Origin of the sequence: Pseudomonas sp. P179 (assembly GCF_000478485.2) — a bacterium.
Classification (GTDB): Bacteria; Pseudomonadota; Gammaproteobacteria; order Pseudomonadales; family Pseudomonadaceae; genus Pseudomonas; species Pseudomonas aeruginosa.
The window spans coordinates 6,001,877-6,017,205 of the sequence record NZ_KI517354.1; the positions used below are offsets into that span (position 1 = coordinate 6,001,877).

Here is a 15,329-nt window from a genome sequence, read left to right on the forward strand (position 1 = left end):
CCTGCACAGCCTAGAATGGCGGCCCACCTGTGGCCGCGGACCGCTTCGCATGGATATCGACCTCGCCCGTACCTTCCTGGAGATCGCCCGCAGCGGTAGCTTCGTCGCTGCCGCGGAACGCCTGCACCTGACCCAGACCGCCGTCACCGCGCGCATCCAGAACCTCGAAGGGCAACTCGGCTGCCGGCTGTTCGTGCGCAACCGCGCGGGCGCGCGCCTGACCGCCGACGGCGAGCACTTCCTCGGCTACGCCAGCCAACTGGTGCAGACCTGGGATGCGGCGCGACGCGACCTGCCGCTGCCGGACGGCTTCCGCAACCTGCTCAACCTCGGTGGCGAGGTCAGCCTGTGCAATCCGCTGCTGCTGAACTGGATGCGGCGCCTGCGCGAGGCGATTCCCGGCCACGCCGTGCGGGTCGAGATCGGCCAGGGTGCCGACCTGCTCAAGCAACTGGAGCAGGGCGCGCTGGACGCCGCGCTGGTCTACCAGCCGGAATACTGGCCGGGGCTGCAGGTCGAGCAGTTGCTGGAGGAAAAGCTGGTGATGGTGCGTTCCGTGCTATCCGCGGAGCCTTATCTGTATGTCGACTGGGGCCCGGATTTCCGCAGCCAGCACGATGCCGCGCTGCCGGACCGGGCCAAGGCCGCGCTGGCCTGCAACCTCGGTCCGCTGGCCCTGCAGTACATCATGCAGAACGGCGGCAGCGGTTATTTCCGTACCCGGGTGGTGAGCAGCTACCTGGATGGCGGCACCCTGCAACGGGTCGAGCAGGCGCCGGAGTTCGCCTACCCGACCTACCTGGTGTACTCCCGCGAGCGCCTGTCGCCGACCCTGCGCCATGCGTTCCAGTTGCTGCGCGAAGTGGTCCGCGAGGACAGCGACTGGTCGCAGCGCTGGGACTACGTGATCTGATCGGCCTGGCCCAGGTGCTGCAGCCAGTTGCGGTAGAGCGCGGCGATCAGGTCGGTCTGGCTGACGATGCCGACCAGGTAGCCGGCCTCGTTGAGCACCGGCAGGCAGTGCAGGCCTTCGTCGGATAGCAGCGAGACCAGTTCGACGGCGTGGGTGTCGGCCTGTACGCAGACCACCGGGGTGGTCATGATCGTCTTCAGCTTGGTCCCGCGCAGGAAGCGCAGGCGCTTGAACGGGCTGCCGTCGGGGCGGAAGTGCTTGAGCAGGTCGCTCTGGGTGACGATGCCGGCCAGCCGCCGATGCTCGTCGAGCACCGGCAGGGCCTTCAGACGGTGTTCCTGCAACTGCTTCCAGGCGTCGTCGATGAAGGTCTCGGTGCTGGCGGTCTGCACGTCGCGGGACATGATCCGTGCCGCGGTCAGCTCGCCCATGCGCCGGCGCAAGGCGTAGCGCTCGGTATGGTGGATCAGTCGCTCGAGGTCGTCGCGGGTGATGTCGACGTATTCGCCGAAGTCCTGCAGCGCCTGGTCCAGGTCACGGGCGGAAAAGTCCGTACGCGCGCTCGGCGCCAGGTCGCTGGTGCCATGGATATTGGCCCGCGGCGGCTGGTAGGGGCGCGGGTAGGGAGAGCGCATCAGGTTGTTGTAGAGCAGCGCGCAGCCGATCAGCACCAGGGTGGAGAGCAGGATCGGCCAGACCACGTCGATGCCGAGTTCGCTCAGGGACGGGTTGAGGGCCACGCTCAGGGCCAGCGCGCAACTCGGCGGATGCAGGCAGCGCAGGGCGAACATCAGCAGCATGCCGAGGGCCATGCCGACCAGGGCCGGGGCCAGATCGTGTCCGAACCAGTAGGCGCTGAGGCCGCCGGCCAGGGCGGCGACCAGGTTGCCGCCGAGCATCGACCAGGGTTGCGCCAGGGGGCTGGAGGCGAGGGCGAACAGTAGTACGGCGGATGCGCCGAGCGGCGCTGCCAGGCGCAGCGCCAGTTCGCTGCCGAACAATGCCTGGCAGGCGAATACCGCGGCGAGCGCGCCGATGCAGGCGCCGAGTCCGGCGCGCAGGCAGTCGCGCGGTCGGGCGTTCAGGGTCAGGGGGCGGAAGCCTTTCAGCCAGGTGCGTACGGCGGTGCTGGGGGAGTCGTTCATGGAACTCTTCGAAGCGAAAGAAAGGGGCCGTTGCCGGCCCCGTAAGGCACTTTCGTGCTGGAGGCATCCATCCCTGGATGATGGAGTCGGTTCAGGCGAGGAACGGCGGGCCGGCGGCCTCGCGGGATTCCTCGAGGGGGCGGACCACCTGCCGGCAGATCTTGCCGGTATCCCGGGCGACCCGGCGGGCGGCCTCGGGATCGTCGGCGAACGGCAGCAGGGCGGCCTGTTCGCGTTCCTCGCGGGTACTGCCGGCGAGGCTGAGGGCGAGGCCGAGCGCCAGGGTGGAGAGGCACAGCAGGGACAACAGCATGTTCAGGCCCCCTGGCCGGCCGCCAGGACCGGCTGCCGCTGGTCCTGCGCGCTGCGCAGGGTCCGCCAGGTGTTGTAGGCCATCAGCAGCATGCCGCTGGCGAAGGTGGCGCCGCCGAGCAGGCGCACCACGTAGCCCGGATGGCTGGCCACCAGCGCCTCGACGAACGAGTAGGTGAGCGTGCCGTCCTCGTTGACCGCCCGCCACATCAGGCCCTGGGTGATGCCGTTGACCCACATCGAGGCGATGTACAGCACGGTGCCGATGGTGGCCAGCCAGAAGTGCGCGTTGATCAGGCCGACGCTGTGCATCCGCTCGCGGCCCCAGAGTTTCGGGATCATGTGGTAGAGCGTGCCGATGGAGATCATCGCCACCCAGCCGAGGGCGCCGGCGTGGACATGGCCGATGGTCCAGTCGGTGTAGTGGGACAGCGAGTTGACCGTCTTGATCGCCATCATCGGGCCTTCGAAGGTGGACATGCCGTAGAACGCCAGGGACACCACCAGGAAGCGCAGGATCGGGTCGTCGCGCAACTTATGCCAGGCCCCGGAGAGGGTCATCATGCCGTTGATCATGCCGCCCCAGCTCGGTGCCAGGAGGATCAGCGACATCACCATGCCGAGCGACTGCGCCCAGTCCGGCAGCGCGGTGTAGTGCAGGTGGTGCGGGCCGGCCCAGATGTAGATCGAGATGATCGCCCAGAAATGCACGATGGACAGGCGATAGGAGTAGATCGGTCGCCCGGCCTGCTTGGGCACGAAGTAGTACATCATGCCGAGGAAGCCGACCGAGAGGATGAAGCCGACCACGCTGTGCCCGTACCACCACTGGATCATCGCGTCGGTGGCGCCGGAATAGGCCGAGTAGGACTTGCCCAGGCTCACCGGCAGCAATGCGTGGTTCACCATATGGACCATCGCGGTGACGATGATGAAGGCGCCGTAGAACCAGTTGCCGACGTAGATGTGCTTCACCTTGCGACGGGCGATGGTGCCGAAGAACAGGTAGGCATAGACCACCCAGACGATCGCCATCCACAGCGCCAGCGGCCATTCCATCTCGGCGTATTCCTTGGAGGTGGTATAGCCCAGCGGGTAGCTGACGATCATCCCCACGATCGCCGCCTGCCAGCCCCAGAACACGAAGCGCGCCAGGGCATCGGAGATCAGCCGCACGCCGCTGGTGCGCTGCACCACGTAGAAGGAGGTGGCGAACAACGCGCTGCCGCCGAAGGCGAAGATCACCAGGCTGGTGTGGATCGGGCGGATGCGGCCGAAGCTGGTCCAGGGCAGGTCGAGGTTGAGCGCCGGCCAGACCAGTTGGGCGGCGATGAACACTCCGAGGCCCATGCCGAGGATGCCCCAGACCAGGGTCATCAGGGTGAACTGGCGGACGACGTCGTAGTTGTAGCCGTCCGGATCTTTTCTGCTATCCGTATCGTTCATGGTCGCTGGCACGCCGGGCCCCGGGGTCCGGCCGGCTGGCGAGCAGGCGCGACCCTCGGGTCCTCGTTGGGTTATCGGTATTTTTCTGGGTATCCCGTTGCCGGGTCGATGGAGTGCGGAGGTCGGATCTTCGTCTGGAAGGCTCGGAACAGACGGCTCATGGCACTGGTGGCCATTCTAGGAGGGGAGCTTTATTCGTCTCCAACGAATAATGTTGCTATTACAGTGCAAAATTATTGAATTGAAACGGAGGAGGACTTCCGGGGCAGGGCGCACAACCGCTTCGTGGGATGTGCGCCAGGGCGGCTATCCGCCCTCCGCGATGGCGCTGCCGGCGATGGCAGGCTCAGCCAGTCTTTTTCTTCTTCGGCAGCAGGCGCTTGACCAGCAGCACCCCCGCCAGCACCACGGCGCCGGCGACGATGCCGAACAGGAAGTTCAGCAAGGTCGGGGTGATCGCCGCCAGCAGCGGGCCCAGCGTGGCGATGCCGGCGACGCTCTGCGCGGCCTGTTCGATGGCGTGGTGGACCACCGGGATACCGTGGGTGAGGATGCCGCCGCCGACCATGAACATCGCCGCCATGCCGACCACCGACAGGCCTTTCATCAGGTATGGCGCGGTGCGCAGGATGGCGCCGCCGAGCCCTTGGGCAAAGCCGCTGTCGCGCCTGGACAGGTAGAGGCCGGCGTCGTCCAGCTTGACGATGCCGGCGACCAGCCCGTAGACGCCGATGGTCATCACCAGGGCGATGCCGACCAGCACCAGTACCTGGGTGGTGAAGCTGGACTCGGCGACGGTACCCAGGGTGATGGCGATGATTTCCGCGGAGAGGATGAAGTCGGTACGGATCGCGCCGCCGATCTTCTGCTTTTCCAGGGCGGCCACGTCGACATTGGCCGCCAGCGCTGCCTCGTCGGCGTGCTCGTCGTCATGGGGCAGGTATTTGTGGGCGATCTTCTCGAAGCCTTCGAAGCACAGGTAGGCGCCACCGAGCATCAGCAGCGGGATCACCGCCCAGGGCGCGAAGGCGCTGATCAACAGCGCGGCGGGGACGAGGATCGCCTTGTTCCGCAGCGAGCCCTTGGCTACCGCCCAGACCACCGGCAGTTCGCGGTCGGCGTTGACCCCGGTGACCTGCTGGGCGTTGAGGGCCAGGTCGTCGCCGAGGACACCGGCGGTCTTCTTCGCGGCGACCTTGGTCATCAGCGAGACGTCGTCGAGCACCGCGGCAATATCGTCGAGGAGGGTGAGGAGGCTGGCTCCGGCCATCTTGGGTTTCCTTACTGGGTGGTGGGCACCGCCATCTTGGCGGGGTGTGTATTTGACACCGGATCGCGGCGGCGGAACAGTGCCTCGCGTTGGAGCGCGGGAGCCGCCGCACAGTTCATTGCGCAGGCGTTCGAGCGAGGTTTGCCAGGGCCTGGCGGGCGATGGCCAGCTCGGCTTCGGTCTCCTCGCGGCTGCCGTCCTCGTCGAACCAGGCCGCCGAGAGTCCGGTCCAGGCCAGGATCCATTGCAGCAGGCGGCGGCGCTGCAGGCCGCTGGCGGCGATTACGATCTCCAGCTGGCGCTCGAAACGGCCGGGCGCCTGGGCGGTCTTCGCGTCGGGATTGGTGAACAGGTTGGCGTAGTCGTAGCCGCGCTCGCCGTAGAGCCGCTTGGGGTCGATGACTTGCCAGCCGCGCTCGCCGAAGTCGAGCACATTGCCGTGGTGGATGTCGCCATGCAGCGGGCGCTGTTCGCGAGCGGTCTCCAGCAGGTAGCGGGCGGCATTCGCGCAGTCGACGTAGAGCCCGCCGTAGCGGCGCTCGGCGGCATACAGCGAGTCGAACCAGCGCTCCAGCGGGGTCAGCTCTGGCAACGGACCCGGGCGCGGGGCATGGATGCGTTCGATGGCCTGGCAGAGGATACGCGTAGCCTCGTCGTCGTCGCCGCGCCTGACCATCTCCAGCAGCGAGCGCCCGCCGGTGGCACGCTCCATCAGCAGCGCCTGGTGGTCGTAGGCCAGCACCCTGGCCGCGCCCTGGCCGTCCCACCAGTTGAGCAGTACGTGGCCGAAACGCTCTTCTTCGGCACTGGATATCTTCAGCATCGCCGCTGCGCCGCGATGGCGCACCGGCAGCAGGCGGCTGCTGTGGGTGGCGAAGGGCTCGCCGTCGGGTTGCAACGCCCAGCGCTCGAGGTAGGGCGAGAAATCGAGGGATTCGTTCACGGTCGGTCTCAGGCGCCCAGGCGCTGCTGGATGAAGTCGAGGAAGCACTGGATGCGCAGCGCCAGTTGCGAGTTGCGATAGTAGACGGCGTGGATCGGTTGCCGGTATTCGCTCATCTGTTCGGCGAACAGCGGCACCAGGCGCCCGTCCTGGATATCGCGGTCGGTCATGAAGCTGGCCAGGCAGGCGATGCCCTGGTGGCTCAGGACCAGTTGGCGGAGCGTCTCGCCGCTGGAGGCAGAGATATCCGGCTGGATCTCCAGGCGATCGCCGTCGGCGTGCACCACCGGCCAGCGGTTGAGGTGCTCGGGCTGGGTGAAGCCGAGCAGGGTGTGCCCTCGCAGCCCCTCGATGCTCGCCGGCGTGCCGTGGCGGGCCAGGTACTCCGGGCTGGCGAGGATGTGCAGGCGGCTGGCGCCCAGCGGGCGCGCGTGCAGGGTGGAGTCGCTGAGCGCACCGATGCGGATCGCCACGTCGGTGCGTTGCTCCAACAGGTCGATGATCAGGTCGTTGGTGTTGAGTTCGAGCTGGATGTCCGGGTACAGCCGGCGGAACTCGCCGATGTGCGGCACCACCGCGTGCAGCATGAAGGGCGAGGCGGCGTTGATCCGCAGGCGCCCGGCGGGGCTCTGCCGGCGCAGGGCCAGGCGTTCCTCGAGCGCCTCCATCTGCTGCAGGATCTGCCGTGCCTGGTCGAGGAAGTAGCGGCCTTCCTCGGTCAGCTCCATGCGCCGGGTGGTGCGGTTGAGCAGGGTGGTGCCGAGCTTGTGCTCGAGGCGCGAGAGGGTCCGGCTGACGGCCGAGGCGGTCAGTCCCATCTGTTCCGCGGCGGCGCTGATGGAACCGCTGTCGACTACACTGACGAAGCTTTGCAGTTCATCGGAGTTGGCTTTCATTCGTGACTCCAGGGCAATCATTGCCGAAGCATAGCGATGTTTTCGGCAAGGACTGAAGAGGCACGCGTGCCCGCAGGAGGTTTTCATGCCCGGCCACCGCATTACCCTCACCGGAGAAAAGCAGACGCTCCTGATCACCCTCTACGCCAAGGCGCTGGATAGCCGCCTGGACGATTCCATCCTCCATGACCGTTTCGCCGAGGAGGCGGTGCGGCAGATCGACTTCGACTTCTCCAGGGTCGCCCTCGGCAAGGGCAACGAACGGGCCCTGGCCATGCGCTCGCATTACTTCGACCAGGCCTGCCGCGACTTCCTCGGCCGCCATCCCGAGGGGCAGGTGCTCAACCTCGGTTGCGGCCTGGACAGCCGTATCTACCGGGTCGATCCGCCGGCCGAGCTGCCCTGGTTCGACCTTGACTATCCGGAAGTCATGGACCTGCGCGAGCGACTCTACCCGCCGCGCGCCGGCGCCTATCGGGCGCTGCGCCACTCGGTGGACGACGACGGCTGGCTGCAAGGGGTGCCGCGCGAGCGGCCCGCCCTGGTCCTGGCCGAGGGGCTGATGCCCTATCTGCGGGAGTCCCAGGTGCGACGCCTGGTGGAACGCCTGGTCGACCACCTGGGTAGCGGCGAGCTGCTGTTCGACGGCTACGGCCGCCTCGGCATCATGCTGCTGCGCCGGTATCCGCCGCTGCGCGAGACCGGGGCGCAGGTGCATTGGAGCATCGACGACCCGCGCGAACTCGAGCGGTGGCATCCGGCCCTGCGCTTCATCGAGGAGGTCACCGACTATGACCCGCAGGACGTTGCCAAGCTGCCGCAGTCGTCGCGGCTGATGCTGCCGATCTACAACGGCTTCGCCTTCCTGCGGCGGATGGGGCGGCTGATCCGCTACCGTTGGCCCAGGGTCTAGGCGCCGCAGGCGAGGCCGGGGTCAGGCGAGCACCGCCACCGACTTGATCTGCGCCCACAACAGCTGGCCGGGTCGTAGTTGCAACTGGTCCCGCGAGTAACGGGTGATCCGCGCCAGCAGCGGATTGCCGCCGGCATCCAGGCGCACCAGGACGTGGGCCGCGGTGTCGGTATCGACCAATTCCAGGACCCGTACCGGCAGGCGGTTGAGGATGCTGCTCTGGGCGTCGTCGCGCAGGTTCAGGCTGACGTCGCGCGCCTGTACCTTGAAGCGCAGGCGCTTGCCGGGGGCCAGCGGGGCGTGGGCGACGCGCATTTGCAGCGCGCTGCCGGGCAGGACCAGGGTCAGCAGGCCGTAGGCCGGGTCGTGGTCGCTGACCGTGCCCTCGATCACCACCCCGGCATCGTCGTCCAGCGCCAGCGGCAGGTCGACTCGCGCCAGGGTTTCGCCGATCGGCCCGCTGGCGCGGACCTTGCCGTTCTCCAGCAGCACCAGGTGATCGGCCAGGCGCGCCACTTCGTCTGGCGAGTGGCTGACATAGAGCACCGGGATGTCCAGTTCCTCGTGCAGGTGCTCGAGATAGGGCAGGATCTCGCCCTTGCGCTTCAGGTCGAGGGATGCCAGAGGCTCGTCCATCAGCAGCAGGCGCGGGCTGGTGAGGAGGGCCCGGGCGATGCCGACGCGTTGCTGCTCGCCGCCGGAGAGGCGTTCCGGCATGCGTTCCAGCAGGTGCTCGATGCCCAGCAGGGCGCAGGCCTGTTCCAGCTCGACGCGGCGTTCGGCGGCGGCGATGCGCTTGAGACCGAAGGCCAGGTTGCGCCGCACCGTCAGGTGGCGGAACAGGTTGGCATCCTGGAACACGTAGCCGAGGGCACGCCGGTGGGGCGCGACGAAGAGGTTGCGGCGGCTGTCCTGCCAGGTCTCGCCGTTGATCGTCACCTCGCCCTCGGCGGCCTTTTCCAGGCCGGCGATACAGCGCAGGCAGGTGCTCTTGCCGGAGCCTGAATGGCCGAACAGAGCGGTCACGCCACGACCGGGAAGAGCCAGGTCGATGTCCAGTTCGAAGCCGGGGTAGGCGCGGCGGAAGCGCAGGCGCAGGCCGTCCATCTCAGGCCCAGCCCGGCCGGCGGCGCCGGCCCGAATAGAGGGCGAGGAGGACGACGAAGGAGAACGCCACCATGCCGCCGGCCAGCCAGTGGGCCTGGGCGTATTCCATGGCTTCGACGTGATCGAATATCTGCACCGAGACCACGCGGGTTTTCTCCGGGATGTTGCCGCCGATCATCAGCACCACGCCGAACTCGCCGACGGTATGGGCGAAGCCGAGGATCGCGGCGGTGACGAAACCCGGCCGGGCCAGCGGCAGGACCACGCTGAAGAAACGGTCGACGGGGCTCGCGCGCAGGGTCGCGGCAGCCTCCAGCGGTTTCTCGCCGATCGCCTCGAAGGCGTTCTGCAACGGTTGCACGACGAAGGGCAGCGAGTAGAACACCGAACCGACCACCAGACCGGCGAAGGTGAAGGGCAGGGTGCCGAGACCGAGGCTCTGGGTGAGCTGGCCGATGAAACCGTTGGGACCCATGCTGACCAGCAGGTAGAAGCCGATCACCGTCGGCGGCAGCACCAGCGGCAGGGCCACCACCGCGCCGATCGGCCCCTTCAGCCAGGAGCGGGTGCGCGCCAGCCACCAGGCGATGGGCGTGCCGATCAGCAGCAGGAGGAGGGTGGTGAGCGAAGCCAGCTCGATGGTCAGCCAGATGGCCGCCAGGTCCGTACTGTCGAGTGGCAACGCCATGCAGGTCCCGCCTTAGAGTTCGTAGCCGTAGGACTTGATCAGCGCGACGGCCTTGGCGCCCTTCAGGTAGTCGACCAGGGCCTTGGCGGCGGCGTTGTCCTTGCCCTTGTTGAGGATGACCGCGTCCTGGCGGATCGGGTCGTGCAGCTCGGCGGGAACGATCCAGGCCGAGCCGGTTGCGACTTTACCATCCTTGTAGATCTGCGACAGGGCGACGAAGCCCAGTTCGGCGTTGCCGCTGGAAACGAACTGGTAGGCCTGGCTGATGTTCTGGCCTTCCACCAGCTTCGGCCCGAGCGTGGCGGCGAGGCCGAGCTTGTCCATCGCCTGGGTGGCGGCGAGGCCGTAGGGCGCGGTCTTCGGGTTGGCGATGGACAGGTGCCTGAAGCTGCCACTCTTCAGCACCTCACCCTTGGCGTCGACGTAGCCGGCCTTGGGCGACCAGAGTGCCAGGGTGCCGATGGCATAGGTGAAGCGCGAGCCGGGCACGATCTCGCCTTCCTGCTCCAGTTTCGCCGGAGTGCTGTCGTCGGCGGAGAGGAACACCTGGAACGGCGCGCCGTTCTTGATCTGCGTATAGAACTGGCCGGTGGCGCCGTAGGCGGCGACCAGCCTGTGCCCGGTGTCTTTCTCGAATTCCTTGGCGATGGCCTGGATCGGCGCGGTGAAGTTGGCCGCGACGGCGACCTGCACCTCGTCGGCGCTGGCGGCCAGGGATACGGCGCTGGCGAGGAGGGCGAGCAATAGCTGGGGCAGGCGGGTGGTCATGGAGTGCTCCTGTGGGGGCGAACGAAGTTGGCGGACGGGGCTGGCGCAAGCTTAGGGGTTCGCTATGGCTTTTGGAATATAGCGCTACGCGGAAATTGATCCGGCGCAAGTCGCTCAGCCGGCCAGCGCGCGGAAACGCCGACGCGGCGCGGCCTCGCCGGGGAGTGCCAGGCAGCCGGCGCAGACCAGGCGGACGATGTTTTCCGCCGCCTGCCGGTAGTCGCTTGCGTCCAGCCCGGCCTGGCCGGTGAGGCGCGCCAGTTGCCAACCGCCAAGGGCATAGGACTCGGTCATCGCCCACAGGTTGAGCAGCAGGTGGTACGGATCCAGCGGCGCCAGCAGGCCTTCGTCGATCCACTGGCGGATGCGCTCGGCGTTGCGTTCCGCCTGGGCGTCGAGGCGTTCCAGCAGCGGCGCCGGCATGCGCGGCGCGCCGCGCATGATCTCGCAGGAGAAGACTCTGGCCGCGTGCGGCCGCTCGGCGCCGATGCGCATCTTGTTGTCGACGTAGGCGCGTAGCGCCTCGGCGGGCGGCTGGTCGCCGGCGAATGGCCGGGAGGCTTCCAGCAGGGGCTCGACGATGCTGTCCAGCACCGCCTCGTAGAGTTGCGCCTTGGAGCGGTAGTAATAGAGCACGTTGGCCTTCGCCACGCCGGCGCGCTCGGCGACGTCGCTGAGCCGGGCGGCGCTGAAGCCGCAGTCGGCGAAGACTTCGCAGGCGGCGTCGAGGATCAGTTGCAGGTTGCGTTGGCGGATCTTCTTCATCGGGACCGATACGGGGCAGGTTTCGTTGTTAATATTTTTATATAACGAACATCTTGTGCCTGGATAGTCGTCGTCAGGCCGGCGACGCTTGATCGGATGCGCATTGCCAAGCCGTGGGGGCGCTGGTATCTGTATGCATGAACAGTACCAGGCTCCGCTTCCCGTGAATTCCCCAGCGCTTCCCGAACCCTTCTACTACCTGCACAACTTCCGCGCGGTGCTCGCCTGGATCGGCGAACGCTATGCCGATCTGCTCGACGATCAGGAACGTGCCTTCATCGCCGCGTTCGCCGAGCTGCCCGAGGCCAGCCAGGCCCTGCTGGTGCGCATGGTGATGCGCAAGGGCACGCTGTTCCGCGAAGGCAAGCTGGCCTATGCCGAGATCGGCGACACGCGCGCCGCCGTGCAACCGCTGTTGGCATTGGGCTGGGTGGACGCGCAGCCGACCCTGGAACTGGCGCAACTGTTCGGCTTGCTGAGGAAGGACGAATTGTCGCAGCTGTTCAGGGACCATCTCGGGCGCGCGAACCTGCGCAAGGATGCGCTGCTGGAACGGCTCCAGCCGTTGTTCCCCGAGGCGCGGCGGCTCGCCGAGTGGCAGGCCGACTTCGCCGAACCGGTCTACGAGTTGCGCTGCATGGCGCTCTGCGACCGGTTGCGGTTGATGTATTTCGGCAACCTGTGGCAGGACTGGTCGGAGTTTGTCCTTGCCGACCTGGGTATCTATCGTTACGAAAGCGTCGAGTTTTCCGCCGACTCCCGCGGCTTTCGCCTGCGCGCCGACGTCGACGCCTATCTCCACCTGTTCGACTGCCGCCAGCGCTTCGACCTCGGCGAGCCGCTGGAGGAACTGCTCGCCGGCCTGCCGGGCGAACCCTACGCCAATCCCTGGCTGGAAGGGCGGCGGGTCAAGCTGCTGTTCCAGTTCGCCCAGCACTGCGAAAAGCAGCGGGATTTCGACCTGGCCCAGCGGCTCTATCGCCAATCCAGCCACCCCGGCGCGCGCCTGCGGGCGATTCGCAGCCTGGAACGCGGCGAGCGCTTCGCCGAAGCCCATGCATTGGCGCGGGAGGCCAGCTGTGCGCCGGAAAGCGACGCCGAACGCCAGGGCCTGGCCCGATTGCTGCCGCGCCTGCAAGGCAAGCTCGGCCTGCCGCGACAGGCGCGGGCGGCGGCTCCTGAAATCGACCGCCTGGACCTGTGCCTGGCGTACCCGAGCGAACCCTGTAGCGTCGAGTGGGCGGTTCGCGAGCACCTGGAAGAGCCCGGTTGCGCGGTGCACTACGTCGAGAACGGCCTGATCAATTCGCTGTTCGGGCTGCTCTGCTGGGAGGCGATCTTCGCCGCCATTCCCGGGGCGTTCTTCCATCCCTTCCACAGCGCGCCGGCGGACCTGCACAGCGCCGACTTCCGCCAGCGCCGCGCCGCCCTGTTCGAGGCCTGCCTGGGACGGCTGGAGGACGGCAGCTACCGCGACGCGATCCGCTGTCGCTACCGCGACAAGTTCGGCATGCAGTCGCCCTTCGTCTACTGGGAACTGCTTGGCGAGGAACTGCTCGAACAGGCGCTCGATTGCCTGCCGGCGGCCCACCTGCGCGCCTGGTTCGAACGCCTGCTGGAGGATATCCCGGGCAACCGCGCCGGCCTGCCGGACCTGATCCAGTTCTGGCCGGCGCAGCGGCGCTACCGGATGGTCGAGGTCAAGGGACCGGGCGACCGCCTGCAGGACAACCAGTTGCGCTGGCTGCAATTCTGCCGCGAGCGGGAGATGCCGGTGGCGGTCTGCTACGTGCGCTGGCATGTCGATGACTGAGCAGGGCGGCGAGGCGCTGTACCAGGTGGCGGTGCGCGCGCTTTGCGAGTTCAGCGCCAAGCGCGGCGACCTCGACCTGCGCTTCACCCCGTCGCCCAGCGCCCTGGAAGGCATCGCCGGACATACCCTGGTGACCTCCCGGCGCCCCGCTCACTACCAGCGCGAAGTGGCGCTGGACGGACGCTACCGTCACTTGCAGGTGCGCGGCCGGGCGGATGGCTACGATCCGCAGGCGAACTGCCTGGAGGAAATCAAGACCCACCGCGGCGACCTCGCCCTGCAACCGGCCAACCACCGGCACCTGCACTGGGCCCAGGCCAGGGTCTACGGCTGGCTGCTCTGCGCCGAACGGAAGCTGGAGGAAGTCGAACTGGCGCTGGTCTACCTGGAGGTCGGCAGCCAGAAGGAGACCCGCTTCGTCGAGCGGGTGCGGGCTGACGAGCTGCGGCTGTTCTTCGAGAGCCAGTGCCAGGCGTTTCTCGCCTGGGCCGAGCAGGAACTGGCGCACCGCCAGCGGCGCGACCGCGAACTGGCCGCGTTACGCTTTCCCCACGCCGAATTCCGCCACGGCCAGCGGCAACTGGCGGAGGCGGTGTACAAGGCCGCCTCCGCCGGTTGTTGCCTGATGGCCCAGGCGCCGACCGGGATCGGCAAGACCATCGGCACGCTGTTCCCGCAACTCAAGGCGATGCCCGGGCAGCGCCTGGACCGGCTGTTCTTCCTGGCCGCCAAGACCCCGGGCCGGGCCCTAGCGCTGCATGCCCTGCGCAGCCTGGAAGGGGAGACCGGCGGACTGCCGGTGCGGGTGCTGGAACTGGTGGCGCGGGACAAGGCCTGCGAGCACCCGGACAAGGCCTGCCACGGCGAGTCCTGTCCCCTGGCCCAGGGCTTCTACGAACGCCTGCCGGCGGCCCGCGCCGCCGCCGTGGAGGCGCGCTGGCTGGACCAGGCGCGGTTGCGCGAGGTGGCGCTGGCGCACCGGGTCTGTCCCTACTACCTGGGCCAGGAACTGGCGCGCTGGTGCGACCTGGCGGTGGGCGACTACAACTACTACTTCGATCTCGGCGCCATGCTCCATGGCCTGGCCCAGGTCAACCAGTGGCGGGTGGCGGTACTGGTGGACGAGGCGCACAACCTGGTGGAGCGCGGCCGGCGGATGTATTCCGCCGAACTCGACCAGGGCGATTTCCTCGGTGTGCGCAAAACCGCCCCGGAGGCCCTGAGGAAACCGCTGGAGCGCATCCAGCGTGCCTGGAACGAACTGGCCAAGACCCAGGCGGACGACTACCAGGCCTACGACGAGCCTCCGCAGAAGCTGCTCCTGGCCTTGCAGAACGCGGTGGCGGCGATCAACGACCTGCTCGCCGAGCAACCGCAGGCGCTGGAGCCGGCGTTGCAGGAGTTCTACTTCGCGATCCTGCAGTTCGGCCGTCTCGCCGAGCTGTTCGGCGAGCATTCGCTGTTCGACATCGAGAAGCGCCCAGGCCGCAACGGCCGCAGCCTGGCCCGGCTGTGCCTGCGCAACGTGGTGCCGGCGGCGTTTCTCGCCGAGCGCTTCGCCGCCAGCCGCTCCACCGTGCTGTTCTCCGCTACCCTCGGGCCGCGCGACTATTACGCCGACCTGCTCGGCCTGCCGGCGGGCACGCCCTGGCTGGAAGTGGACTCGCCATTCAGCGCCGAGCAACTGGAGGTGCACATACAGCGTCGGGTTTCCACGCGCTATGCGCAGCGCCAGGCATCCCTGGCGCCCATCGCAGCGATTCTCGGCGAGCAGTTTCGCCAGCGGCCGGGCAACTACCTGGCCTTCTTCAGCAGTTTCGATTACTTGCAGCAGGCGCTGGACGTCTTCCGCCAGGCATACCCGTGGGTGCCGTGCTGGAGCCAGACGCCACGGATGGACGAGGCGGAGCGCCGAGGCTTCCTTGAGCGCTTCGTCGCGGGCGGCGAGGGCATCGGCTTCGCCGTGCTCGGCGGTGCCTTCGGCGAAGGCATCGACCTGCCTGGCGAGCGCCTGATCGGCGCCTTCATCGCCACCCTCGGGTTGCCCCAGGTGAATCCGGTGAACGAGCAGATCCGCCTGCGCATGCAGCGCCTGTTCGGTGACGGCTACGACTACACCTACCTGTATCCGGGACTGCAGAAGGTGGTCCAGGCCGCCGGGAGGGTGATCCGCAGCCGCAGCGATCGCGGCGTGGTGCACCTGATCGACGACCGTTTCGCCCAGGCCAGGGTGCGCCGGTTGCTGCCGGGCTGGTGGCAACTGCGTTGACCCGTGGCGATACGCCGGCAGGTGCTGCCGGACAGCCGGACAGCCATGTATAATCGCGTCCCCACGATTTCCCCCGATCCG

14 protein-coding genes are annotated in these 15,329 nt (G+C 67.7%); 4 read left to right on the forward strand and 10 right to left on the reverse strand.

All coding sequences use genetic code 11. The features are described from left to right. Positions 1-49: 49 nt before the first annotated feature. Positions 50-913 (forward strand): LysR family transcriptional regulator, encoded by an 864-nt coding sequence (locus HMPREF1224_RS40030; RefSeq protein WP_003098205.1) that lies wholly within the window; start codon positions 50-52, stop codon positions 911-913. Here the strand turns inward: HMPREF1224_RS40030 and HMPREF1224_RS40035 are convergent. The 6 genes from HMPREF1224_RS40035 to HMPREF1224_RS40060 all read right to left on the reverse strand — a co-directional run bounded on the left by HMPREF1224_RS40035 (position 901) and on the right by HMPREF1224_RS40060 (position 6,925). Further along, positions 901-2,058: a CBS domain-containing protein gene (locus tag HMPREF1224_RS40035; RefSeq protein WP_003144686.1), complete on the reverse strand. Its 1,158-nt coding sequence runs from the start codon at positions 2,056-2,058 to the stop codon at positions 901-903. The genes HMPREF1224_RS40030 and HMPREF1224_RS40035 overlap by 13 nt on opposite strands. 91 nt (positions 2,059-2,149) lie before the next feature. Beyond that, positions 2,150-2,371 carry a hypothetical protein gene (locus HMPREF1224_RS40040; protein ID WP_003098206.1) on the reverse strand — a complete coding sequence of 74 codons (222 nt, stop codon included), beginning with the start codon at positions 2,369-2,371 and terminating at the stop codon, positions 2,150-2,152. Positions 2,372-2,373: 2 nt separating this feature from the next. Further along, positions 2,374-3,816 carry a cytochrome-c oxidase, cbb3-type subunit I gene (gene ccoN / locus HMPREF1224_RS40045; protein ID WP_003144684.1) on the reverse strand — a complete coding sequence of 481 codons (1,443 nt, stop codon included), beginning with the start codon at positions 3,814-3,816 and terminating at the stop codon, positions 2,374-2,376. A 346-nt stretch (positions 3,817-4,162) separates the two neighbouring features. After that, positions 4,163-5,086, reverse strand: a complete 924-nt coding sequence (locus HMPREF1224_RS40050; RefSeq protein ID WP_003098208.1) for a DUF808 domain-containing protein — start codon at positions 5,084-5,086, stop codon at positions 4,163-4,165. Between the two features lie 115 nt (positions 5,087-5,201). Then, positions 5,202-6,029: an aminoglycoside phosphotransferase family protein gene (locus HMPREF1224_RS40055; protein WP_010794054.1), complete on the reverse strand. Its 828-nt coding sequence runs from the start codon at positions 6,027-6,029 to the stop codon at positions 5,202-5,204. Between the two features lie 8 nt (positions 6,030-6,037). After that, the gene (locus HMPREF1224_RS40060) at positions 6,038-6,925 is read right to left on the reverse strand and encodes a LysR family transcriptional regulator (protein WP_003120221.1); all 888 of its coding nucleotides are present in this window, start codon (positions 6,923-6,925) and stop codon (positions 6,038-6,040) included. Between the two features lie 85 nt (positions 6,926-7,010). Here HMPREF1224_RS40060 and HMPREF1224_RS40065 point away from each other — a divergent pair, with 85 nt between their 5' ends. Beyond that, a complete protein-coding gene (locus HMPREF1224_RS40065; protein ID WP_010794055.1) occupies positions 7,011-7,838 on the forward strand; it encodes a class I SAM-dependent methyltransferase in 828 nt (275 codons plus the stop codon). A 21-nt stretch (positions 7,839-7,859) separates the two neighbouring features. Here HMPREF1224_RS40065 and modC read toward each other — a convergent pair whose 3' ends face one another. From modC to HMPREF1224_RS40085, 4 genes are all read right to left on the reverse strand, one after another. Next, positions 7,860-8,945, reverse strand: coding sequence for a molybdenum ABC transporter ATP-binding protein (modC, locus tag HMPREF1224_RS40070; protein WP_003120220.1), 1,086 nt, complete (start codon positions 8,943-8,945; stop codon positions 7,860-7,862). Between the two features lies 1 nt (position 8,946). Beyond that, positions 8,947-9,633 (reverse strand): molybdate ABC transporter permease subunit, encoded by a 687-nt coding sequence (gene modB, locus HMPREF1224_RS40075; RefSeq protein ID WP_003088068.1) that lies wholly within the window; start codon positions 9,631-9,633, stop codon positions 8,947-8,949. A 12-nt stretch (positions 9,634-9,645) separates the two neighbouring features. After that, positions 9,646-10,401, reverse strand: a complete 756-nt coding sequence (modA, locus tag HMPREF1224_RS40080; protein WP_003098213.1) for a molybdate ABC transporter substrate-binding protein — start codon at positions 10,399-10,401, stop codon at positions 9,646-9,648. Positions 10,402-10,515: 114 nt separating this feature from the next. Beyond that, positions 10,516-11,166 carry a TetR/AcrR family transcriptional regulator gene (locus HMPREF1224_RS40085; RefSeq protein WP_003098214.1) on the reverse strand — a complete coding sequence of 217 codons (651 nt, stop codon included), beginning with the start codon at positions 11,164-11,166 and terminating at the stop codon, positions 10,516-10,518. Positions 11,167-11,299: 133 nt separating this feature from the next. On the opposite strand from HMPREF1224_RS40085, the gene fan1 reads away from it, so the two are divergent. Further along, complete coding sequence (gene fan1, locus HMPREF1224_RS40090; RefSeq protein ID WP_004343071.1) at positions 11,300-12,979, forward strand: nuclease Fan1; 1,680 nt, start codon at positions 11,300-11,302, stop codon at positions 12,977-12,979. After that, positions 12,972-15,248: an ATP-dependent DNA helicase gene (locus HMPREF1224_RS40095; protein WP_010794056.1), complete on the forward strand. Its 2,277-nt coding sequence runs from the start codon at positions 12,972-12,974 to the stop codon at positions 15,246-15,248. The genes fan1 and HMPREF1224_RS40095 overlap by 8 nt, the downstream gene beginning before the upstream one ends. Positions 15,249-15,329: the final 81 nt, after the last annotated feature.